General features: G+C 57.9%; 20 protein-coding genes and 2 pseudogenes. 13 read left to right on the top strand and 9 right to left on the bottom strand.

The features are described from left to right. Positions 1 to 25 precede the first annotated feature (25 nt). The 5 genes from WMQ00_RS10405 to WMQ00_RS10385 all read right to left on the bottom strand — a co-directional run bounded on the left by WMQ00_RS10405 (position 26) and on the right by WMQ00_RS10385 (position 2434). Positions 26 to 478 carry a hypothetical protein gene (locus tag WMQ00_RS10405; protein ID WP_299137750.1) on the bottom strand — a complete coding sequence of 151 codons (453 nt, stop codon included), beginning with the start codon at positions 476 to 478 and terminating at the stop codon, positions 26 to 28. Positions 479 to 502: 24 nt separating this feature from the next. Next, complete coding sequence (locus WMQ00_RS10400; RefSeq protein WP_299137749.1) at positions 503 to 718, bottom strand: hypothetical protein; 216 nt, start codon at positions 716 to 718, stop codon at positions 503 to 505. A gap of 12 nt (positions 719 to 730) precedes the next feature. Further along, positions 731 to 1222, bottom strand: coding sequence for a hypothetical protein (locus WMQ00_RS10395; RefSeq protein WP_299137747.1), 492 nt, complete (start codon positions 1220 to 1222; stop codon positions 731 to 733). Between the two features lie 240 nt (positions 1223 to 1462). Next, entirely contained in the window at positions 1463 to 1927 is a 465-nt protein-coding gene (locus tag WMQ00_RS10390) for a hypothetical protein (RefSeq protein WP_299137745.1), read from the bottom strand. Positions 1928 to 2032: 105 nt separating this feature from the next. Beyond that, positions 2033 to 2434: a hypothetical protein gene (locus WMQ00_RS10385; protein WP_299137744.1), complete on the bottom strand. Its 402-nt coding sequence runs from the start codon at positions 2432 to 2434 to the stop codon at positions 2033 to 2035. Positions 2435 to 2759: 325 nt separating this feature from the next. Between WMQ00_RS10385 and WMQ00_RS10380 the strand changes: the two genes are divergently transcribed. Both WMQ00_RS10380 and WMQ00_RS10375 read left to right on the top strand, forming a co-directional pair. Beyond that, on the top strand, positions 2760 to 3383 hold the full coding sequence (locus WMQ00_RS10380) for a DJ-1/PfpI family protein (RefSeq protein WP_317001832.1): 624 nt from the start codon (positions 2760 to 2762) through the stop codon (positions 3381 to 3383). Between the two features lie 131 nt (positions 3384 to 3514). Next, a complete protein-coding gene (locus WMQ00_RS10375; RefSeq protein ID WP_340441013.1) occupies positions 3515 to 3730 on the top strand; it encodes a GtrA family protein in 216 nt (71 codons plus the stop codon). A gap of 223 nt (positions 3731 to 3953) precedes the next feature. On the opposite strand, the gene WMQ00_RS10370 is transcribed toward WMQ00_RS10375, so the two are convergent. Beyond that, positions 3954 to 4856 carry a DUF2262 domain-containing protein gene (locus WMQ00_RS10370; protein ID WP_317001834.1) on the bottom strand — a complete coding sequence of 301 codons (903 nt, stop codon included), beginning with the start codon at positions 4854 to 4856 and terminating at the stop codon, positions 3954 to 3956. A 136-nt stretch (positions 4857 to 4992) separates the two neighbouring features. Between WMQ00_RS10370 and WMQ00_RS10365 the strand changes: the two genes are divergently transcribed. From WMQ00_RS10365 to WMQ00_RS10345, 5 genes are all read left to right on the top strand, one after another. Next, on the top strand, positions 4993 to 5727 hold the full coding sequence (locus tag WMQ00_RS10365; protein WP_317001835.1) for a hypothetical protein: 735 nt from the start codon (positions 4993 to 4995) through the stop codon (positions 5725 to 5727). A gap of 1476 nt (positions 5728 to 7203) precedes the next feature. Continuing rightward, positions 7204 to 7437 (top strand): hypothetical protein, encoded by a 234-nt coding sequence (locus WMQ00_RS10360; RefSeq protein WP_317001836.1) that lies wholly within the window; start codon positions 7204 to 7206, stop codon positions 7435 to 7437. 216 nt (positions 7438 to 7653) lie between these two features. Next, entirely contained in the window at positions 7654 to 8730 is a 1077-nt protein-coding gene (locus WMQ00_RS10355) for a hypothetical protein (protein ID WP_317001837.1), read from the top strand. After that, positions 8730 to 10490 carry a hypothetical protein gene (locus tag WMQ00_RS10350; RefSeq protein ID WP_340441012.1) on the top strand — a complete coding sequence of 587 codons (1761 nt, stop codon included), beginning with the start codon at positions 8730 to 8732 and terminating at the stop codon, positions 10488 to 10490. The genes WMQ00_RS10355 and WMQ00_RS10350 overlap by 1 nt, the downstream gene beginning before the upstream one ends. 156 nt (positions 10491 to 10646) lie before the next feature. Next, on the top strand, positions 10647 to 11528 hold the full coding sequence (locus tag WMQ00_RS10345) for an abortive infection family protein (protein WP_317001844.1): 882 nt from the start codon (positions 10647 to 10649) through the stop codon (positions 11526 to 11528). Between the two features lie 470 nt (positions 11529 to 11998). On the opposite strand, the pseudogene WMQ00_RS10340 reads toward WMQ00_RS10345, so the two are convergent. After that, positions 11999 to 12375 (bottom strand): annotated as a pseudogene (locus tag WMQ00_RS10340) (IS6 family transposase); the annotation flags it as partial. Between the two features lie 107 nt (positions 12376 to 12482). On the opposite strand from WMQ00_RS10340, the gene WMQ00_RS10335 reads away from it, so the two are divergent. After that, the gene (locus WMQ00_RS10335) at positions 12483 to 12761 is read left to right on the top strand and encodes an exonuclease domain-containing protein (protein ID WP_340441011.1); all 279 of its coding nucleotides are present in this window, start codon (positions 12483 to 12485) and stop codon (positions 12759 to 12761) included. Here the strand turns inward: WMQ00_RS10335 and WMQ00_RS10330 are convergent. Together WMQ00_RS10330 and WMQ00_RS10325 are read right to left on the bottom strand one after the other, a co-directional pair. Next, on the bottom strand, positions 12739 to 14220 hold the full coding sequence (locus WMQ00_RS10330) for a multicopper oxidase family protein (RefSeq protein ID WP_317001840.1): 1482 nt from the start codon (positions 14218 to 14220) through the stop codon (positions 12739 to 12741). The genes WMQ00_RS10335 and WMQ00_RS10330 overlap by 23 nt on opposite strands. 71 nt (positions 14221 to 14291) lie before the next feature. After that, positions 14292 to 14867 carry a CueP family metal-binding protein gene (locus WMQ00_RS10325; RefSeq protein ID WP_200288444.1) on the bottom strand — a complete coding sequence of 192 codons (576 nt, stop codon included), beginning with the start codon at positions 14865 to 14867 and terminating at the stop codon, positions 14292 to 14294. 405 nt (positions 14868 to 15272) lie between these two features. On the opposite strand from WMQ00_RS10325, the gene WMQ00_RS10320 reads away from it, so the two are divergent. The 5 genes and pseudogenes from WMQ00_RS10320 (at position 15273) to WMQ00_RS10300 (ending at position 20674) form a co-directional block, all read left to right on the top strand. Further along, on the top strand, positions 15273 to 15995 hold the full coding sequence (locus WMQ00_RS10320) for a response regulator transcription factor (protein WP_284798823.1): 723 nt from the start codon (positions 15273 to 15275) through the stop codon (positions 15993 to 15995). After that, positions 15992 to 17119 (top strand): sensor histidine kinase, encoded by a 1128-nt coding sequence (locus WMQ00_RS10315; protein ID WP_340441010.1) that lies wholly within the window; start codon positions 15992 to 15994, stop codon positions 17117 to 17119. The genes WMQ00_RS10320 and WMQ00_RS10315 overlap by 4 nt, the downstream gene beginning before the upstream one ends. 139 nt (positions 17120 to 17258) lie before the next feature. After that, positions 17259 to 17585, top strand: coding sequence for a heavy-metal-associated domain-containing protein (locus WMQ00_RS10310; protein ID WP_200288441.1), 327 nt, complete (start codon positions 17259 to 17261; stop codon positions 17583 to 17585). 51 nt (positions 17586 to 17636) lie between these two features. Then, positions 17637 to 19871: a copper-translocating P-type ATPase gene (locus WMQ00_RS10305; RefSeq protein ID WP_340441008.1), complete on the top strand. Its 2235-nt coding sequence runs from the start codon at positions 17637 to 17639 to the stop codon at positions 19869 to 19871. 93 nt (positions 19872 to 19964) lie between these two features. Then, a pseudogene (locus WMQ00_RS10300) lies at positions 19965 to 20674 on the top strand (IS6 family transposase). Positions 20675 to 20685 lie beyond the last annotated feature (11 nt).

Genomic DNA, 20685 nt, shown 5'->3' with positions numbered 1-20685 from the left:
TGACAATAATCAAGAGGAAAATCCTTTATTCCTGCATCCATATTTGATTCGAAGCATCATTAAAATCGAGCAAGTCGTTCCATGTAGAAGGAACGAAACTTTTCCTATCTGTTTTCAACCAAGTGATACGATCCGGATCCTCAAAATCGAGTTCTCTAAGAAATGATTCACCAGCAATTTCGTACGCCCATAAGTCGTGGACATTTTCATACTCAACCGAGTATTCTCGAAAAGTTCCCTCAGGGTGGAAGATGGCTTCAAACCCCACAAAGGCTGTACCGTTAGGTGTTTCTACTTTCAAAATAATGTATAAGAAGGTATTAATCCAAGCAGCGGCGCCATGGAACCTTGGCAATGATGTGGCGGGTTCATCCCTAAACCTATTTTCACTCAAAGCATCCTTATTAAGGATCTCTGCCAAGGAAAACGCGGCAGCCTTTAAATCAAAATGATGCTCTGGGGTTACTGCCATTTCCATAAATCCAAAGTGGGAATATCTGTACTAAACCAGCGCCACCAGCTTCTTGTCCGACGGGATTGTTCCAGCGGACTCAATGCGGATAGTGAAATACTCACCGTCGGGAACGAAGATGACAACACCGTGCGGAAATTGGGCTCCCCACTCGCCGTTGTCCTCTCTCGCAGAAATCTCCAACGTATCCAGAGACTTGACGAGCATGGGAGTAGAGAAGGTGGTGATGTCTTTATATGAGCTCATTTTGCTCCTACTTTACAAGAGCTTCTTTAAAGGAAAATCCTTACTGATCCAGATTCTTTCCTTGGCACGCTCATTTAAGTCCTCATAGTAGCTTAAGAAATCTCCGATGGACTGCGCCTTTGCATCTGCAGCTTCCTTTCCTCCAGCCCATACAATTTTGTCCGGCTCGGAAAAATCTGCTTTAAGGATTGGATAGTCGCCAGCTAATGTATCGAAAACAATTGACTCGGCGATTTCTTCGTATAAATAAGGTGACCATACATAGCGCTGGTAGCCAGCCTCATACCCTACAATTGCCGTCCGTTTTGGGGCTTTAACACGGAGGGTAAGGGCGATCTCGAAATGAGAAGGACATTGCACTATGAATAATGGAGCTATGTCTGTCTTGCTTTTATAGCTGTTTTCGTCAGCTATCCATTTGTCTAGTGCTGCCGACAACTTTATTGCTAATCGGTCAATATCGATTTGTTCGATATCTATCCACATAGATTTTCCATTCTTCACTTCAGAAGTTTTAGTTACGCATACGCTATTCCCCAGCGATGTCCTCAAAGTTAGGAATTGTCGAGCTGAACCAATCAGGAGCTTCTATCCTTCCATCAGTAGGATAGAAAGTGTTCATGCCACGAGTTTCAGTAGCATAATCTGCTGGAACCGTCATCACAGTTGGTGCGCATTTTAACTATTTTCCGTTAAAGCATGCTGCTGCCGCTTCATTCGCTAGCATCTAAGGATTACTTTTCACTAGGCAAGGTACGACGTTTCAAGGAAGTCCTCAAGACTCCAATAGTCAGGATCAAACCACGCAACGCACTCGTTGGTTTCGATAGCGACTAATTGGTCAGGCAGGAGGATGAGGAAATCATTTATCTCAGTGCGGATACCTTGGCGTTGTAGCTCTTGTGCGACTCGTTCGGTTCTCGCCTGTGGGGTCTCGGCGGGGCGACGATTAAGGTCAACGCCATAGAAAGTGTCCGTGATTGGCGTCTCCAGGTACTTCATTTCAACGGTGACGCATTTACCGTCTTCCACGCAGCACACAATCTTGCGGCCAGGATCACCAGGCTCTAGTGTTTCGATATCGACCCAGCCTTCAAACTGTTCCTCATACGTATCCGCAGCTAACTCCGAGTCATAGCATGCTTTAGTGGCCTGGTTCACCGTCATTCCAGGTTTTACGGGCAAAGGGCAGGTACCTTCAATATTCATTTTCTCGATGCACTTCCTTCTTCGTCGGTTGTTTAATACGTCAAGGCATTTGGTTAGGCTGTCGCGTAAGTCAGACTGCACACTCGTGTGATTGAAATTGGCTAGCTACCCCCAGTAAATAGCTACAACTTTGCCGAATTGGTACGACAATGCGATTGTCCCATTGTCGTGGGGAATGGTTATGCCGTCACGGTCGTGTTCAAATTCGATCCCCACATCTTTTAGGGCTCTTACAAACTTTCGGCTTGACAATGACAGTGGGATATCAAGGAAGCTATCTGACTCCCGTGCGTCTAAGATTTCTATTGAGGTAATCAATCCGGCAGTCTCGTAGCTTTTAATGGCGTAGTTGATCCCCCCGATCTCACATTTGCCAAGAACCTGACCCGTAGTGTCCATTTTGAGAAATGAGATGTCTAGGTATCGGTAATCAGACAGAAGATTTTCGTAATATGAAACAGGTACAGACAGCTGCAGCGGTTCAGGTACCTCAAAATTGAACTTCATTTTCTACAACTCCTTGACGCAAGATGTTTATCTTCTCGATCCTGCCTTTTGGAAGATCCAACTTAGACGAGGGGATATTCTTTACAGTCTAGGCTGCAAGTGTGGCGTAGTTTGGCTTCATTGTTAGATTGTCTGCCGCTCGGCTGTTTCCGATACGGAAGTCTTTGCTTAGGAAAACTCGGGCTAGAGCGTCGTCAGTAATTCCGGAATAAGAATCTAGGGCTTGGACTAAGAAGACACAGTAAGTCTTATTTAGGACGGAGTCTTCCGCTTTATTAATAGGGTGTATCACACTGACACACCCTCTATCACGTAATCTATGACTATGGGAAAGCTGATTGGGGAGCGACATGTTTCCGTCATCCTTTTTGAAGGATTCGAGGTGTTAGACGTCTTTGGGCCGGTGGAGCTTTTGAGTCAGGTTCCGGACATACGTATAAGTTTTTTAGGAAAGGAAAAAGAGCCCGTCCAGAGCGCCCAGGGCGTACGTGTCTTGACAGATCTGCCTTACACAAACCTCGAGAATCCGGATATTCTCCTGATCCCCGGGGGTGCGGGGACGCGAACCCTAGTTCAAGACACCACCTTCCTGTCCTGGTTAAAGGAAACGGGACAGCGCGCCGAGATGGTGGCATCGGTTTGTACTGGTTCAGCCCTACTGGCAGCCGCGGGGCTCCTTAAAGGGCGCCGAGCAACGAGCAACAAGAGGGCATTCGGTTGGGTTTCTTCCTTGGATGATGATGTTGAATGGCAATCTCAAGCCCGTTGGGTGGAGGATGGAAAAATATGGACATCCTCGGGCGTTGCGGCGGGTTTGGACATGACTGCCTCGCTGATCCAGCACCTCTTCGGTGCAGAGGCTTTTGAAGAAGCGACCACGCTAGCAGAATATCAGCCACAAACAGACAGCACTGTCGACCCCTTCGCCGATATTCATGGCCTCATCTAGTTCACCTTATAAAAAGCCCCAGCTGGCCTACCCGACCCCCGCAGACGCACCTCATCCCAAGCCAGACAGTCGACGACGCCCATGATAGACCACGGCCGACGGGCAGGTGCACGAAAAACGCCCGGGCAGTGGTGTTGTTCTTCATCGTGGGAGTCATCGGTGCCGCCATCGACTTCGGCACCGCACACTTCCTCGAAACCTCCGGGGCAAACGCCCTGATCAGCCGGGCAATCAGTTACATCCTCGGCAGCCTGTTCGCCTACTACGGCAATAGCGTTGTCACTTTCTCCGGCAACCGGTCCACCACCGAGAAGCTGAGGCCTTCATCGTCTACACCGCGTGTTTGATCATGGCGGTGCTGGTCAACAAGCTCGCCCGTATCCCGCTGGCGGATTTCGAAAACACGGTTTTCCTCTCGTGGGTGACGCAGGCAACAGTCACCACCCTCAACTTCATCCTGTAGAGCAAGTGGGTGTTCACCAGAGAAAACACCTCACGGTGAGCGCATTCCGCTCCGGCAAGCACCCCTCATCCTGCCCGGCAGGGCAAGGTGGGAGAAGGACTGTCGGGTTAGACGTCCATCTCGATCGAGGTGGGAGTTCCGTCCCTCTTCGTCTTGACCGTCACGGGGTGCCCACCGAACATGTACCCGTCGTCGAACTCGACACCAACGTTTCCCCTGTGGGGAATGCTCACCACAGTCGGAGTCAGCTTGGCGTAGACGTCCTCCACCCCGAGTTTCGGGGCGGGTGTCGGCCTCCCTTCCGCCTCGGCCACATCGTGGCGCCACCGGTTCGCGGCCGGAAGCGCTTTTTCGGCCCCCAGCATGCGCGCGTTATCGAGGTACTCCTGGGAGAGGACGTTGTTGATGAAGTTCAGCGCCGACTTGAACTTCTTCGCCATGTTCCCCTGGCCCGCGAGGAGCAGTTCTGGCCCCTCGTACCACATACTGACCTTGACGCCGAGGTCGTCCGCTTTACCCTCGAAAGTCGAGAACGTCCGGTCAAGGACCAGTTGTCCGATATTGGCCTCCAGGATTACCGGTTCGGCAGTCTTGGCTGAGAGTTCTTCCATCTCTGGGTCGGGCAGCGGGTCAAGCATTTCCCAAATGGTGACGTAGGGTTCCTTCCTGATATCGGAAAAGAAGTAGCTACCCCGCGCGCGATACACCTTGAACGGCTCCAGATCGGCGATTTCCCGCGGATCCCAGAGCGTCTTTCCCTGCCGGGTATGAAACAGGTGCGGGTAACGCACATGGATACTCCCGGTGGTTACTTCCCCGTCGGGAAGTAGCCGGAGAGCCACACCAGGCATAAGCATAAGTTGGAGTTTGAGCTTGTCTTTGGCGCAGTCATCATCCACGACCCTCTTTTCCGGCACCGAGGAGACGATGAAGTGGAATTCGACTTCCTCTTCCTTAGCGCTCCTTTGCGTAACAGGGTCGTCGGGAAATTCCTCGTAAAGCGACAGCATGCGGCAATGGTAACTCACCCCACGTGCCCCCGCACCGGAATTCATGGCGGCGGGACCCGACACATGTTCGCCCCCGCGCACCTCCGATCCCCAGCCGGCCAGGGGGCATGACCGGGGTGTTTGTTACTGTGTGTGCATGAACCGACACATAGTGCCCGCCCTCGCCCTCGCCGCCGCCTGCACCACCGTCGGCGCCTGCTCCACCAACCAGGACACCGGGGACAACCCCGCCACCGGGGTCTCTGCCTCTCCGACAGTCGACAAGGGCCCCGTCGACCCCCACACCACCGTCGTCGACGACACCGCCGCCCCGCAGGGCTACAGCATGGACAGCATCAACCAGATGATCCAGGACCAGGAAGCCGAAAGCCCCGGCATCAACCAGGACATGGTCTCTATGGCCCAGGAAGTCACCGCCGACCCGGCCGAATGCGCCGCCTTAATCCCCACCGGCGTGACCTACATCTCCAAAATCGTTCAGAACCCCGACGCTATCGCGGCCCGCGACTTCACCAACGAGTCCACTGACGCGACACTCAGCGTGGCCGTCTCATCCGACCCGCAGCTGTTGAACCACCCCCGTGACGTGTCGGTATGCGAGTCGATCACCAGGACCCTCGCCGGCGGATCCACGTCCTATACTGCGGCACCCATGGAGCTGCGCGTCGACGGCGCCGACTCCGTCACCGCCGCCGAGGTGACCCTGACACAGTCCTCCTCCCCCCTTTCCGGTGACAACGGCTCCGTCAGCCGCATCGCCTATGTCGAGATCGACGGGGCCACCTACACCGTCTCCGGCTCCCCCGAAGTCGCACCCGAAGATTTCACCCGCATGGTCCAGGCGCAGGCCGAGAAAATCCGCCAGCGATAACACACCGCGGGTCATGCCCGCCCCGCTCCCCGGGCACCGGTGGCGGGCAGGAGACGTCGCCTACCGCCAGGCAAGGCTGACAGGGTCCCACACCCCAGCCGCGGTGGCAGGATCCCCGCCCAGGATGGGGTCCAGTTCAGTCACCACCGCACCTAGGGACTCTCACCGCAATTCTCCACGCTGCTTACGGAGTATATCTTGTGCTTTGCGCAGCGCAGTCTCGTTCGATTTCGCCAACTTGGAGGAAGACTTCAGTGCGTGAAAGAACTCTTCTGATTCAGCCCATCGCGCCAATTCGTCATACGAAAATTCGGGCGCATCATCTTTTCTATTTATAGTCACTTCACCTGTGCTTTCGTCGACACATACACAATGTGTTCAAACATGCTTCATTTGGGGGTTAAGGGTTAAAAGAACCCTCCTATCCGTGCTCTCACGAGCGGCATAGGAGGGTGGGGTATCCCCACTGATGTGGGGCGTGGGTACGTTGCCGAGCAATTGATCCTGCCCATTTGCGAGCTATCCCCACTGACGTGGGGCGCGCCCAAAATCGGCCAGGATTCGCTGTCATCGACAGATACCCTGCCTTTTCAGGCTGGCAACGAGTATACCAGGTTTCACCATCTGCGAGTAGTTTAGGACGCTTCCTTCTGCAGGGAGTGGGGCAGTGTGCTGCGAACACCTAGTACTATGCCGCCTTATAGGGTGTCTGCACCCGGAAAATGCTTCGGCAGGTGGTTAGCTTCTACATTTGCTACATATGCATACAGGTACATCCGTGCATACACGTAGAATGATTTCTTCTATCTTGATACCTATCTAGCAGGCACATTTTCCCTAAAGCGATTCGTGCTGGTGAAGTCCGTGGGGGTCGCTTTGCGACTTTCTCTTCGGGAATACTGCTAAGTACCTTCTAACTTTGAAGGGCACAAGTTACGGGTTGCGACGTTGAGGTTGCCATCCGTTGGTAAGCATTGTGGGATGTCGGGTTTAAGGGTTTGGTCCGGAACTCGATGATCAAAGATCCTGAACGTGATCATTGTTTGTTGGGGCGTTCGAGGGATACCGCAGCTTAGCTGCTGTCTAATCAAGTCGGGGTGCTGAAGGTGAATCTTGGCGTCTTGCCAGTGACGCATTTGGATTGGTATCTCAGTCAGAGTTTTTCGAATCATCTCAAACATTTTGCGCTAAAAATCGGAGGGAATCCTCCCTTTTACCTGGGAAAACATCTTGTTGTAATTTTTTTATTCCGTTTTTATGCAGATACCGGTTCCATCCGGTACTGTCTGTAATGGCTTCAAGGTTGAGTCAGCTTGAAGCCACGGGACATTACTGACTTTTACACGAAGCGAGCCCGGGACTAACCGCCCCATTACGGGTCCAACCACCGTAACGTGTGCAGCGAATCACTCGCTGCTGCCGGGAAACCGGCGAATGATTGTCAGATCATTACGGATGGTGTATAGGAGCTCGTTTATGGAAATTCCGCCCCCACATTTCGGCCGGAGAAAACCCCGTGTAGTCTCCGCGGATGAGTCAGTCCGTGTCGAGCTCATGCTTCCTGCACCAATAGTCCAGCGCCTAGCGTCTGAGTCTGCGGAAATTGGCTGCTCAATGTCGCGAATTATGGGGCGCTGGCTGCGGGATCTCGAGGTGCTCGACGGTGGGACCGAAGATTCGCATGAGGAAAGTGGGGGAACGCTGACCTAATAGCAATTATCGGACAAATCCGAAACATAATCAGGGCCCGATCCTGCAAGATCGCGCCCTGTGGTCGCCGACGTTCTGCAAAACGTTGAGCGAAAGAATCCAATCAATTCACTGCAAGTTACATGAATGGAGATGCGTCTATCTTGTCATGCCTCAAAATATTTAGCAACAGTATCAGCCGATCCAACGCCTCAAGCACGAGGGTGGTGAGCGCGCGTGGGTAGATTCACGGCTCTTGCAGCAGCACCAGTGGTCGTCGAGGAATCAAAGCGTAGCAGTACTCCTGCTGTGTCGGTGATTGGTCAGGCATCCCCGTCGAGGGTGCGCCGCCTTACTCGACGCACGCTTCCTGATACAGATCGCTATCTGCGACTGAGGGAGATCGGAATCCAGCGCCCAGCGGGACCACTGCGGAGTGACGCCATCGACCGTGCGGCCCTTGTCCAAGCACACACCCGAGCTATAGATGAGGTCGCTGATGCCAAGGCGGCCCGCGTTGTAGCGCGATATCTCTACGATGAGGCGCTTTTGTTCAACAGTGTTGACGAAGAGCGAGCGCTGACACGGCCTGCCGTGGATAAATGGCTCTTTCGGGATGATGTCTTTTCTCGCAGGTCACAGCGCACTTATCGGACAATTCTTTATGCTGCAGGCCGGGTCTTGTATCCTCATGAGTTTCCTGAGCCGCATCGTCAACGAGGACCGCGCCGCAAAGCGGTCCCGGCCGCGCGCCTGTCACTGGAGACCGAGCTGTATGCGATTGCTCCGAACCTCCGACCGATGCTGCGCGCGCAACTGCTGACGATCTTAGATCTGACTACCGGGGCCGGCCTGTCGTCTCAGGAGATCCGTCACCTGCGGGGCAGCGACATTTCCCCTCTTGAGCTGCCAGAGCGCACGGTGGTCCAGATTGCTGTGAGGAAAAAGGGTGTTGTCTCTCGTGTGGTGCCGGTCGTATGCCCAGTTCGAGGTCATCGCCTTTTGACTCGTGCACGCGAGGTCGGCAACGGATATGTATTTCCTATTGTTGGGGAAACTATGCCTCGAAATGCGATTTGTCATGTTTCGGAAGAGCTCGTTGAGCAGGGTTTTCCCGGATTTAATGCGGCAGCGCTGCGGAATCGGTGGGTGGTAAAACTGGCCTCCGACCCGGGGGTTCCGGCTGCGATGCTGATGAAAATGGCAGGCATTGCTGACCTGCGGGTTTTGCATGATCTGGAAGCCGACCTGCCGACGTTTACACCGGAAGACGAGGCAAAAGCCCTGCTGCACTGCGAAGGGGAGATCCTCTGATGACCGTGGTAATCCAAGATCAACGGATGATAATTTCCCCCGATTTCGTTGAGAACTGTGCTGCCATTATTGAAAAATCCGGTGCTCACCAAATGATTGATTTCTATTTTCACCAGGACCGTGGCGTGGGCGGACGGAGATCCACCGGCCCGAAATACTCAATGCTGGCGGTGCTTACCGTGGGGTTGGCCCTGATTAGGATTCGGCGTGTGCCCTCGATGGCAGAGATTTGGCGCACCCTATGGACTCTAGACCCTGCCCAACAGGAGCGGCTTGGCTTAGATCTTTCCTGTGGCGAGGGGACCTACAGGGCTTTTGCCATGTGGCTAACACGGCGGCTTGAACCACTTGATTCACTGCCGGATGCTCCTGCGCGTCGTGTGAAAAATGGGGATCATCGTCGAATGATGGCTTCGCGTTCTCCGGAGCAAGAGCAAGCCTCCGAGGTTGCGTCCGAGAGGCTCCACCAGGTGGTTAACGCCCTGGTGGCAGGCTCAATCCATGAGCAAGCCCCCAAGGGGTATCGAGGCGATATCATCGCCGACGAAACCATCATCGACCTGGCAGGCCAGTCGATGGGGCTAGGCAGCCGGGACACGAAACATCGAGGTGCCGCGTACTCGGGTGCTTACTATATCCGCGATCGCGAGGATCACTCCCTGCACGCCGAGCTGGGTACCCGGCGTAGTACCAAAGGTGGCGTGGCCGTTGGCATTACTGCGGTGTGTCGCGTCGGACCACCGAAAGCGGTGTACTCGGTTGCCCCGGTGATTACGGGGATTTCGATTGATAAACCAAGCTCAGGTTCGGTGCAGGGTTTAGCGCGTGCTATTCGTTTTCATCAAGAAAATGGTTTTGACCAGCGCATTAAGCGTGGACGTGTGCCGTTGCTGACCGTCGATATGGGCTATAACGTGAAAAAGCACTTTAATGACGAGCTTCTTGCCGCAGGCTATGCTCCGGTGGTTCGCTATCCCACATCCTGGCGTACTGTTTTTGCATCTGACAGCGCTGCAGGGGACGAGCCTGCTAGTGGCCCTGTGCAAATTGCGGGCGAATTTTATTGTCCTGCTGCGCGTGCGATCGCAGGCGACGGGAAGATTGTCCGACGCACGATGGAGCTGCTTGGAGAGGACGATGGTTTTGAGCGCCACGATGCTCGACTCGAAGCTCTGTTTCCGCTGATTATGGGCACGAATTCGAGGCCTTATCGGGCGCGTCAAGGCCGTGGCCGCCCTCGTAAGCAGGAAGACAACTCAGAGAAGCCGGTGAAAATAGATTTGGTATGCCCGGCTGTGCAGGGACGCGTGCGATGCCTGCTCAAACCGGCGTCGATGACGCTCGCATCCGAGGAAGCCCCAGTAATTTCACCTAGCTGGAGTGCAGATCACTATAAATGCTGCGCGCGGTCAAGTATTACCCACACACTTACCCCTGAGCAGTGGAAACGTTCCCAGTGGGGGCTCGTTCCTGGCTCCTGGGAGCATGCGACTTATTATGAAGCAGCTCGCGCTATTACCGAGCAACGTTTTTCGATTATGAAATCGCCGCACGTTACTGGCATGGAATCCTTCAAGCGAGGTGTGAGGCGTGAGCCGATGCTCTACATCACGCTCGCGCTGTGGGTGGCCTCGACGAATCTTGCGATCCAAGAGTCATTCGAGCGGAAAACCGCAGGTCAGGACTCGATGACACGACGGCTCCGTATGGTTCGTGAGGACACTGGCCGAGACCTAGCCAAAGTCCCGCCTCGAACGTAATTGTGTACCTGAGGGTCCTACGTATAACTGATTCTGTCTGGGGTGTTTGCGGGCTGAGGATATAGGGCGTCAGTGGCCCGCAAATCGAAGTTGATGGAGTCAGAAGTCGCGGTTTAGGTCAAAGACTGCGGGGTACGATAACGATAATTGGACCTGATGAATGGTAGAGGTGGAATGGAACCGAAAGAGCTTGTACCTGTAGGTATTCGTGTCTTTGTGCGTGATATGACCAGCGGCATTGTGCTTCGTGAAATTCGAAGCATGTGGGAGTCGGAGGGATTTGCTGAGCCTTCTTCGATAGAACCAATCGGAGGGGAGAGGGTGTCCTTGTATGAAGCCTATATTCGTCAAGTCGACTGGACGTCTCACGGGGAGGTCGCACGTGCTCTAAGGGTTTTTCAAGAGACTCTGTTGGAAGTTTGGAATGGATGGTCAGAAGAATACCTGGCTCTCCGTGACAGGGAGTTTGGCAAGCTCACGCGAAAAATTGAGGCTGCGGGTCTTGAAGTTTCGGACAAGTGGCTGATTCAAATGCCGCAGCGTCTTGAGATTTCGCCAGAAGATTTGCAAGGTTTAACCGATCCGGGTGCTATTTTTGTCCACTTAGATCGTCTCTCTGGGGCCTTACGCGATTCGGATCCAGAATTGGTTATTGGACAAGCGAAGGAACTTGTTGAAACCACAGCAAAGTTGATCCTCAACGAGCGAAAGGTTGAATACGACCCGAAACTCGAAATGAGACCTTTACTCAGAAAAGCCCAGCACTCCATTGGATTGTCGGACGGAAATCAACAGCTCGGGCCGGACAAGCTTCAGGCTGTAAGGCAGATACTTAATGGTGCCGGTAATGTTGCCATGGGGCTTGCAGAATTGCGCAACAGTTATGGGACTGGGCACGGACCTGGGAGTTTGCGGTCAGGTTTAGAGCAGCGGCATGCGGAGCTGGCAGTGAATGCCGCTCGTCTTTGGTGTGAGATGATGCTTACAACCTTTTCCTCCGAAAGCGCGCCTTGGCGTTTTGAGGATTCAAACACGTGAGACTGACTTCCTAGTGGTGAAATCTTGTCCACTAAAAGCTCTGGACAATTTTATAAGACAAATGTTCTAAAGCTCGTCTGGCCATGCTGGGCGAGCTTTTCTCATGTCCGCAGTATGTGCCAGGCCAAAGAGACAAGTGGACAGGCGGTGATTCTAGGGCCTATTTCGCGGCCGATTGAAGAGCCCAAATAGCGGAATTAATTCTCGGGAGATTTCATATCGGCAGCTCGGGATACGCTTCTTGAAAAGCCATGTTGAGCTGCCATCGTGAACATCACACCATGAGCAGTTGTACAAACTGCGACACCGGAGGTAACAAACTCGAAAGGGTTCGTGACCTCCGGTTTATTTCTTTTTCTGAACTTTTCCGGTCGAGGATTGTAAGTGTGGGGATTTACATCCTAACTCCCGCTCTCGGCTTTCGTACTTTTGTTTTCGATGGTGTCAACAACTCATCTTGCTTGTTGTCATGATCTGACGGCCTTGGCCAGGAAACGCTTCGCTGCGGCCACGTTTCGCTCCGAAGAGAGGTAAAAGTCCAGGGTCTGGCCACCGGCGGTGATCGCCCGATAGAGGCAGCACCACCTGCCGCCGACCCGGATATAGGTCCCATCCGCCCGCCAAGAACTGGCCTGCCAGTCAGGTACCTGCCGGTACCACCGTGTTTGCTGGTCCAGCTCAGGCGCGTATTTCTGGACCCAGCGGTAGATCCTGGTGTGATCGACCGGCACGCCCCGCTCGGTCATCATTTCCTCCAGAGCGCGGTAGCTCACCCCGTAGCGGCAGTACCACCGCACTGCCCATAGAATGATGTCACGGGGAAATGACAACCGGAGAAGATACCCATGGCTGTGATTACATCACGTCGCTCTTCCTACTGCCCCAACTTTGCAACAGCACCTGTTCGATAGCGTTTAGGCGGGCATGTCGGTATGGGCCTCTAGGCTTGAGGGCATGGGCTTTTTAGAAAACCTCCTGAACTGCTACGCCCCGCGCACACCGGGCAAGCCGGTCTTTGCGGTCATTGATACCGAAACCACCGGCTTTAACAAGCGCTACGACCGCATCATTGGACTTGCTGCCGTGCGCGCTGATGCATACTTCAATCCCGTTGACTCCTGGCACACATTGCTCACCCCTGACACCAACGCCGTGTTCACTACTCGGGGGACACTCCCGCCCACCTCGGCATTCAACCCTGCTGTGGGGGTTACTCGTAGCGAAGCGAGCTGAGCATCCCGGTTTCCATGTGATAGGCGTTATGGCAGTGAAATGCCCACTCACCGGGGTTGTCAGCGATCAGGTCGGCGATCATGGTTTCACCGTGGCGGAGAAGGACGGTGTCCTTGCGTAGCCCGCCGCTGCCGGGCAGCGCCCACGTGTGGCCGTGGATGTGCATGGGATGGGGCATCATGGTCCTGTTGTGCATGACCATCCGCAGGCGCTGGCCCTCCTGCACGGTCGCGGAGGAGGATTGGCCGTCGGTGAGAATGCTCCATTCATATGGCATCATCTGCCCGCCCAGGTCGATGCTGACTTCTCGGTCTGGTGTGTCCTCGGGCAGGAGTGCACGGTCTGCTGGCTTCAGGGAGGACAGAAGCAGTCCGGTGGACGACAACTCGGGGAAGTCGACATCGGGGTGGGGGGCTTGGCCACCGGCGGTGCGGATGACGGCGAAGGCGCGGTCGTCTTTACCCACCGCCAAAGCCGTGAGCGGGAAGATGCCGTCGCCGAGGATGACCTCGACGTCGACACGCTCGCCCATCGACAGGTAGATCGATTCGGTCTCCCGGGGCTGGACGGGGAAGCCGTCGGTGTGGGTGACGGTCATGCGGTGACCACCGAGGGCCACCTTGAAGATGGTGTCACTGCCGGAGTTGATAAACCGCAGGCGGGCCTTGTCGCCCGGGCGAGCCTCGAAGGTCCGGTGAGCACGGGGGATACGTCCGTTGATGAGGTAGTGCGGATACATCACATCGCCGGCATCCCCGCCCAGTACCCGGTCCGGGGTGCCGTGCATCATCTGGCCGTGACCTCCCATCCCCTTCTTCCCGTTATGGTCGCCCGAACCCATTCCGGTGAGCTTGTCGAGCTCATCGTCGGGAGTGCCCTGAATGCCATCGACCCAGTCGTCGAGCACGATGGTCCACTCGACGTCCTGGTCCTCAGCGTCTTGTGGGTCACGGACGATCAGTGGGGCGTGGAGGCCGCGATCAAGCTGCAGGCCGGAGTGGGAATGGTAGAAGTAGGTGCCACCGTGGGGGACTTCAAAAACATAGGAGAAAGACTCGCCAGGTTCAATGGGGTCCTGGGTCATGCCGGGCACACCGTCGGCTGCGTTGTGGAGTGCGATGCCATGCCAGTGGATGGAGGTGCTCTCAGGCAGTTCATTGGTGATATCGACCTGGAGGACATCGCCGGCGGTGGCCTCAATGGCCGCATCCCCGGTGTCAGAGACGTATCCCCACGTCTTGGCTTCGATACCGCCGATATCCAGAGAGAGGGGCCGGGCGGTCAGTGTCCGGCGCACCGTCGGCTCACCGAGCGCAGTGCGGGTGGGAGTGGGGCGAAGAGAGGAACCTGGTGCCGAGGCAGCGGGTCCAGGGTCGCTGGTGCAGGCGGCCACGGCCCCGGTGCCGGCGAGGACGAGCCCACCGAGCAGAAACTGTCGTCGGGAAAATCCGTTCATCATGATTTAACCTTCCTTGGTGTTAGATTTCAGTGACACGGGAGACAGGCGCAGGTGAGGACCCTGCTGAGCCATCACGTCAGGTGCAGGTCTGTGACACAGGTGGCACCGTCGTCGGCGGTGGAAAACTCCGCGGTGCCGGTACGCCCCTGGTAGCTGACCTCAATCAGGCCGGTGGCATCATCGGGAAGCCAGAAGCCAATAAACCCGTTGTCGAAGGTGGTTGTCGCCTCGTCCACCAGCACCTCACCGGTCGCCTCATCGGTGATCGTGACCTGGATATCCTCATTGCCGAGTTCCCCCAGGCAGGTCGTGAGGCTGTGGTAGAAGCAGTCGTGGGTGGAGGTGAGATAGGGTGCGATCGAGACATACGTCTGATTGTCGGGAAGATCGACCACGACTTCCTGGTCATCGCTCGAGAGCAGCAGTTCATCGGCACGCACTGAGGCTTTCAGATCCGTGGGACGCTCAGTGACCTTCTGCCGGTCGAGGTGATCAATGATCTCCACCGCGTCCATGTCGGCCAGGCCATGGGTAGTCAGGAATGCATCCTGGGATACCGTCCCGTCGGCGGTGGGTTCCGGGTCGGCAGCCGAACACCCCGTGAGGGCGAGGGCAAGGGCGGCGGCTGCGATCACTGCTCGTTTCACGTCAATCTCCTTGGATCGTGGTAAGACCGTGAGAAGACACCGCCTCAAGGTCGATGCCATACCTTTGTCTAGCACGGGTGCCTGACGGACTAGAAATCAAAAACCCTGCTCGCAGCCTTATAACAGGGCGAAAAAGGGGGTGGACTCGGTGGGCTGGGTCACCACCGGAACACCACCCCACAGCCGTGGGCGATGTCCTTCTACCCGCCCCGGGTATGCGGTGCAGGCAGTGAAATCCCTGGTGGCGCCTGCTGAACCGACCAGGGGAGGCGATGCCGCTGGCCCGGGGTGGGGCACAGTGGTGACGGCGGTCGAAGGGTGATGTTTGAAGATTTGATGAAGATTTCCCCGCCGGGCACTGAGCGAGGGTGGTATTCCCCCCTCACCGGAGCGATACTGGGGTCTATGGCTGACCGCACACCGACCACCGCCACGCCCCCGGGGCGGGTGCTGGTCGTCGATGATGAACAACCCCTGGCTCAGATGGTGGCCTCCTACCTCATCCGGGCCGGCTTCGATACCCGCCAGGCGCACACCGGTACCCAGGCCGTGGACGACGCCCGTCGCTTTTCCCCCGATGTTGTGGTGCTGGATCTGGGGCTGCCCGAACTCGACGGCCTGGAGGTGTGCCGACGGATCCGCACCTTCTCGGACTGCTACATCCTCATGCTCACCGCGCGTGGCAGCGAGGACGATAAGATCAGCGGTTTGACCCTGGGGGCGGATGACTACATCACCAAACCTTTTAGCATCCGGGAACTGGTGACCCGAGTGCATGCGGTGCTGCGCCGCCCGCGCACCAGCACCACCCCACCGCAGGTGACCACCCCCTTGATCGTTGGTGACCTCATCCTTGACCCCGTCGCCCATCAGGTGCGGGTGGGGGAGACGACCGTGGAGCTCACCCGCACGGAGTTCGAGCTGCTGGTTGCCCTGGCCCTGCGCCCCGGCCAGGTGCTGACCCGCCACGACCTGGTCACCGAGGTCTGGGACACCACCTGGGTCGGTGATGAACGCATCGTCGATGTCCACATCGGCAACTTGCGTCGCAAGCTCGGCACCGACACCCAGGGCCGGGGGTTTATCGACACCGTGCGTGGCGTGGGCTACCGGGTGGGGCTGCCATGAATCACGGACCCGGCCTGACCTTCCGCTTCCTGGCCGCCCAGGTGTTGGTCGTGGTGATTAGCCTGCTGGTGGCCGCGGCCGTGGCCACGATGGTGGGCCCGACCCTGTTCCATGATCATATGTTGATGACCGGCCGGGAGGACCCCTCGCTGGAGCTGTTCCATGCCGAGCAGGCCTACCGGGGAGCCAACCTGATCACTCTGGCCGTCGCCCTGCCCACCGCCTTGATCAGCGCCCTGCTGGCCAGCCTGTGGTTATCGCGTCGTCTGCGCACCCCCCTGCAGGATCTCACCCGCGCCGCTACCAATCTGACGGCCGGCAACTCCCGTATCCGCGTGCCCGCCGGAAAAGCAGGCCCCGAGGTCACCACCCTGACGCATGCCTTCAACACCATGGCCGACCGGCTGGAACACACCGAACAGGTCCGCCGCCAGATGCTCTCTGATCTGGCCCACGAAATGGGCACCCCCTTATCGGTGCTCACGGTCTACCTCGATGGTCTCCAGGACGGGGTCGTGGACTGGAATAATGCCACCCACACGATCATGGCTGACCAACTCACCCGCCTGACCCGGTTGATGGAAGACATCGACGATGTCTCCCGGGCCCAGGAACGCCGGATCGATTTGGACCTGGCGGAGGAAGGGCTCGGGGATCTGCTCCATACCGCCGCTGCTGCCGCGGGGGAAGCTTATGCTGACAAAGGCGTCGATTTACAGGTCGAGACCATTACAGACACCGCCCGGGTGTTCGTGGACCGGCAACGCTTCGGCCAGGTAATGAGCAATCTGCTGTCGAACGCGCTACGGCACACCCCGGCTGGCGGGCAGGTCCGGATCAGCGTCCACCGACAGGGGGCGTCCACCGCGCTCATCCACGTCGCCGATGACGGCGAGGGCATCCCACCTGACCAGCTCAGATACATCTTCGAACGCTTCTACCGGGGGGATGCCGCCCGCAGCCGGGACGACGGCGGGTCCGGTATCGGTCTGACCATCTCCAAGGCATTGATCGAGGCCCACGGTGGCACTCTCACCGCCACCTCCCCCGGACCCGGTCGCGGAGCGGTGTTTGCCCTCCGCCTCCCGCTGTCCCCTCCCGACAGTGAGGAGGCTGCTCGGTGACCACACCCTGCCCCGCGTGAGGGCCGCGCCCTCCACCCTTGAAAATATACCCCGGGGGGGTATGCTGAAAATATACCCCCTGGGGGTATACGCTAGAGGGCGGCATCGCCGCACCCCACCGAACCGAAGGAGCTTTTCCATGATCACCTCCCCGCCCCGCCTTTTGCCGATGGCCTCCCACGGTTGCAGCTGTTGCGGACCTGCCTCACGTGCAGACACTGCCTCCATCCCTGCCGCCAGCGACTCGTCAGCAGGAGGGTCCTCCCCTAGCTTCCAGGTCACCGGCCTGACCTGCGGGCACTGCGCGAAAAGCGTGACCCAGGCCCTTCAGACCCTCCCTCAGGTCGACGACGTCCAGATTGATCTCGCTGCTGGTGGTGTTTCCACCGTCACGGTCACCGGTGTCGTACCTCCGGAGATGGTTCGCCGGGCTATCGAGGAGGCCGGCTACATCGTCTTATCCTGATCAGTTTTACCCATCATCTCGACCCCGACCGGGTTGAGCGAAAGGAACGTCATGAGCACTCCCCACCATTCCGGTGATCACCATGGTGATCACCCCGCTCCGGAAACAGACCACACCCACCACCCGGATCATGCCGGCCACGAACACCACGTGGATGCCGACACCCACGGCCGGGCGATGCCCCACGATCACCCGCACTCCGCCCTGGACGAAGACCACCACGTTCATGGTCACGGCGAACACGCCGGACACAGCACCGCAATGTTTCGGGACCGCTTCTGGTGGTCGCTGATTCTGTCCATTCCCGTCGTTATTTTCAGCCCCATGGTCGCCCACCTGCTCGGCTACCACCTCCCGGCATTCCCCGGATCCACCTGGATCCCCCCGGTGCTGGGCACGATCATCTTCGTCTACGGCGGAACGCCTTTCCTCAAGGGCGGATGGAAAGAACTGAAATCCCGCCAACCCGGGATGATGCTCCTGATCGCCATGGCCATCACCGTGGCGTTTGTCGCCTCCTGGGTCACCACCCTGGGGCTGGGCGGTTTTGAGCTGGACTTCTGGTGGGAGCTGGCCCTGCTGGTGACCATCATGCTGCTGGGCCACTGGCTGGAGATGTCCGCTCTCGGGGCCGCGTCCTCCGCGCTTGATGCGCTGGCTGCCCTGCTGCCGGATGAGGCCGAGAAAGTCATCGACGGGACCACCCGCACCGTGGCCATCTCCGAGCTGGTCGTCGACGACGTCGTGCTGGTGAGGGCCGGTGCCCGGGTGCCGGCCGACGGAACCATCCTCGACGGAGCCGCCGAATTCGATGAGGCGATGATCACCGGCGAATCTCGTCCCATCTTCCGCGACACCGGTGACAAGGTGGTCGCCGGTACCGTGGCCACCGACAACACCGTCCGCATCCGGGTGGAGGCTACCGGCGGGGACACCGCCTTGGCCGGGATCCAACGCATGGTTGCCGACGCCCAGGAGTCCTCCTCCCGGGCCCAGGCCCTGGCGGATCGGGCGGCGGCGTTGTTGTTCTGGTTCGCGCTGATCTCCGCTCTGATCACCGCGGTGGTGTGGACCATTATCGGCAGCCCGGACGATGCCGTGGTGCGCACGGTCACGGTGCTGGTCATCGCCTGCCCGCATGCCCTGGGCCTGGCGATTCCGCTGGTCATTGCGATCTCCAGCGAGCGGGCCGCGAAATCCGGGGTGCTCATCAAGGACCGGATGGCGCTCGAGCGGATGCGCACCATCGACGTGGTGCTCTTCGACAAAACCGGCACCCTGACCGAGGGTGCGCACGCGGTCACCGGTGTCGCGGCAGCTGTCGGCGTCACCGAGGGCGAGCTGCTGGCCCTGGCCGCCGCCGCGGAGGCCGACAGCGAGCACCCCGTGGCCCGCGCCATCGTGGCGGCCGCGGCCGCCCATCCCGAGGCCTCCCGTCGGCAAATCCGTGCAACTGGTTTCAGTGCCGCCTCCGGCCGGGGGGTTCGGGCCACTGTCGATGGCGCTGAGATCCTCGTGGGCGGGCCGAACATGCTGCGCGAGTTCAACCTCACCACCCCGGCCGAGCTCACCGACACCACAAGCGCCTGGACCGGGCGTGGGGCCGGTGTGCTCCATATTGTCCGCGACGGTCAGATCATCGGTGCGGTGGCCGTCGAGGACAAGATCCGCCCCGAATCCCGCGCCGCCGTGAAAGCCCTGCAGGACCGCGGGGTGAAGGTCGCGATGATCACCGGCGACGCGCAGCAGGTGGCCCAGGCGGTTGGTCAGGACCTAGGCATTGATGCGGTCTTCGCCGAGGTCCTGCCCCAGGACAAAGACACCAAGGTCACGCAGCTGCAGGACCGGGGTTTGAGCGTGGCCATGGTCGGTGACGGTGTCAATGACGCCCCCGCTCTGACCCGCGCGGACGTCGGTATCGCCATCGGTGCCGGCACGGATGTGGCCATGGAATCTGCCGGGGTGGTCCTAGCCAGTGATGACCCACGGGCAGTGCTGTCGATGATTGAGCTGTCCCAGGCCAGCTACCGCAAGATGATCCAGAACCTGATCTGGGCCTCTGGCTACAACATCCTCGCCGTGCCGTTGGCTGCCGGAGTGCTCGCCTCGATCGGGTTCGTGCTGTCCCCGGCCGTGGGCGCGATCTTGATGTCTGCCTCGACCATCGTGGTGGCCCTGAACGCCCAGCTGCTGCGCCGCATTGATCTGGATCCGGCTCGCCTGGCTTCGACCGAGTCGAAGGAGGAACACACCACGCCTACTCCGGCATCCACCGCCGTCCACTGATCCACCACTTCTCTCCACTGCCCCCATATGACCCTGAAAGGTGCTGTTGCAAAGTTGGGGCAGTAGGAAGAGCGACGTGATGTAATCACAGCCATGGGTATCTTCTCCGGTTGTCATTTCCCCGTGACATCATTCTATGGGCAGTGCGGTGGTACTGCCGCTACGGGGTGAGCTACCGCGCTCTGGAGGAAATGATGACCGAGCGGGGCGTGCCGGTCGATCACACCAGGATCTACCGCTGGGTCCAGAAATACGCGCCTGAGCTGGACCAGCAAACACGGTGGTACCGGCAGGTACCTGACTGGCAGGCCAGTTCTTGGCGGGCGGATGGGACCTATATCCGGGTCGGCGGCAGGTGGTGCTGCCTCTATCGGGCGATCACCGCCGGTGGCCAGACCCTGGACTTTTACCTCTCTTCGGAGCGAAACGTGGCCGCAGCGAAGCGTTTCCTGGCCAAGGCCGTCAGATCCAATGCGTCAGCCGGGTATCTCAGAGTGATCAACGCCGATAAAGCACCCTCCCTTGCCAGGGCAATCGCCGAGTTGAAGTCAGAGGGAATCTGCCCGCCAACAATGGAACACCGGTAGGTGAAATACCTCAACAACATCCTGGAAGGCGACCATGGTCGGCTGAAGCGGATCCTCGGGCCGAAAGGCGCGTTTAAGAACCGGACATCTGTATATCGGACGTTGAAAGGGATGGAGGCGATGCAATCATTGTGGAAAGGGCAAGGCGCGATGTTTGCCTACGGGCAACCGAACCCGGACGCGGTGATCGTCAACCAGGTCTTCGAGACGACCTAACAACGCCCACA

It is taken from the genome of Corynebacterium sp. KPL2825 (assembly GCF_037908445.1).
Taxonomy (GTDB): domain Bacteria; phylum Actinomycetota; class Actinomycetes; order Mycobacteriales; family Mycobacteriaceae; genus Corynebacterium; species Corynebacterium kefirresidentii.
Note: the sequence above shows the minus strand (reverse complement) of the source record. Positions and strands in the feature narration are given on the sequence as shown.

What these genes read in the sequence shown, in the direction of transcription:
- WMQ00_RS10405 (WP_299137750.1), bottom strand. Translation starts at nt 478, where the DNA reads ATGGAAATGGCAGTAACCCCAGAGCATCATTTTGATTTAAAGGCTGCC.
- WMQ00_RS10310 (WP_200288441.1), top strand. Translation starts at nt 17,259, where the DNA reads ATGATCACCTCCCCGCCCCGCCTTTTGCCGATGGCCTCCCACGGTTGC.
- WMQ00_RS10345 (WP_317001844.1), top strand. Translation starts at nt 10,647, where the DNA reads ATGAATGGTAGAGGTGGAATGGAACCGAAAGAGCTTGTACCTGTAGGT.
- WMQ00_RS10335 (WP_340441011.1), top strand. Translation starts at nt 12,483, where the DNA reads ATGGGCTTTTTAGAAAACCTCCTGAACTGCTACGCCCCGCGCACACCG.
- WMQ00_RS10400 (WP_299137749.1), bottom strand. Translation starts at nt 718, where the DNA reads ATGAGCTCATATAAAGACATCACCACCTTCTCTACTCCCATGCTCGTC.
- WMQ00_RS10370 (WP_317001834.1), bottom strand. Translation starts at nt 4,856, where the DNA reads ATGCTGTCGCTTTACGAGGAATTTCCCGACGACCCTGTTACGCAAAGG.
- WMQ00_RS10390 (WP_299137745.1), bottom strand. Translation starts at nt 1,927, where the DNA reads ATGAATATTGAAGGTACCTGCCCTTTGCCCGTAAAACCTGGAATGACG.
- WMQ00_RS10320 (WP_284798823.1), top strand. Translation starts at nt 15,273, where the DNA reads ATGGCTGACCGCACACCGACCACCGCCACGCCCCCGGGGCGGGTGCTG.
- WMQ00_RS10385 (WP_299137744.1), bottom strand. Translation starts at nt 2,434, where the DNA reads ATGAAGTTCAATTTTGAGGTACCTGAACCGCTGCAGCTGTCTGTACCT.
- WMQ00_RS10350 (WP_340441012.1), top strand. Translation starts at nt 8,730, where the DNA reads ATGACCGTGGTAATCCAAGATCAACGGATGATAATTTCCCCCGATTTC.
- WMQ00_RS10365 (WP_317001835.1), top strand. Translation starts at nt 4,993, where the DNA reads ATGAACCGACACATAGTGCCCGCCCTCGCCCTCGCCGCCGCCTGCACC.
- WMQ00_RS10360 (WP_317001836.1), top strand. Translation starts at nt 7,204, where the DNA reads ATGGAAATTCCGCCCCCACATTTCGGCCGGAGAAAACCCCGTGTAGTC.
- WMQ00_RS10305 (WP_340441008.1), top strand. Translation starts at nt 17,637, where the DNA reads ATGAGCACTCCCCACCATTCCGGTGATCACCATGGTGATCACCCCGCT.
- WMQ00_RS10380 (WP_317001832.1), top strand. Translation starts at nt 2,760, where the DNA reads ATGGGAAAGCTGATTGGGGAGCGACATGTTTCCGTCATCCTTTTTGAA.
- WMQ00_RS10330 (WP_317001840.1), bottom strand. Translation starts at nt 14,220, where the DNA reads ATGATGAACGGATTTTCCCGACGACAGTTTCTGCTCGGTGGGCTCGTC.
- WMQ00_RS10315 (WP_340441010.1), top strand. Translation starts at nt 15,992, where the DNA reads ATGAATCACGGACCCGGCCTGACCTTCCGCTTCCTGGCCGCCCAGGTG.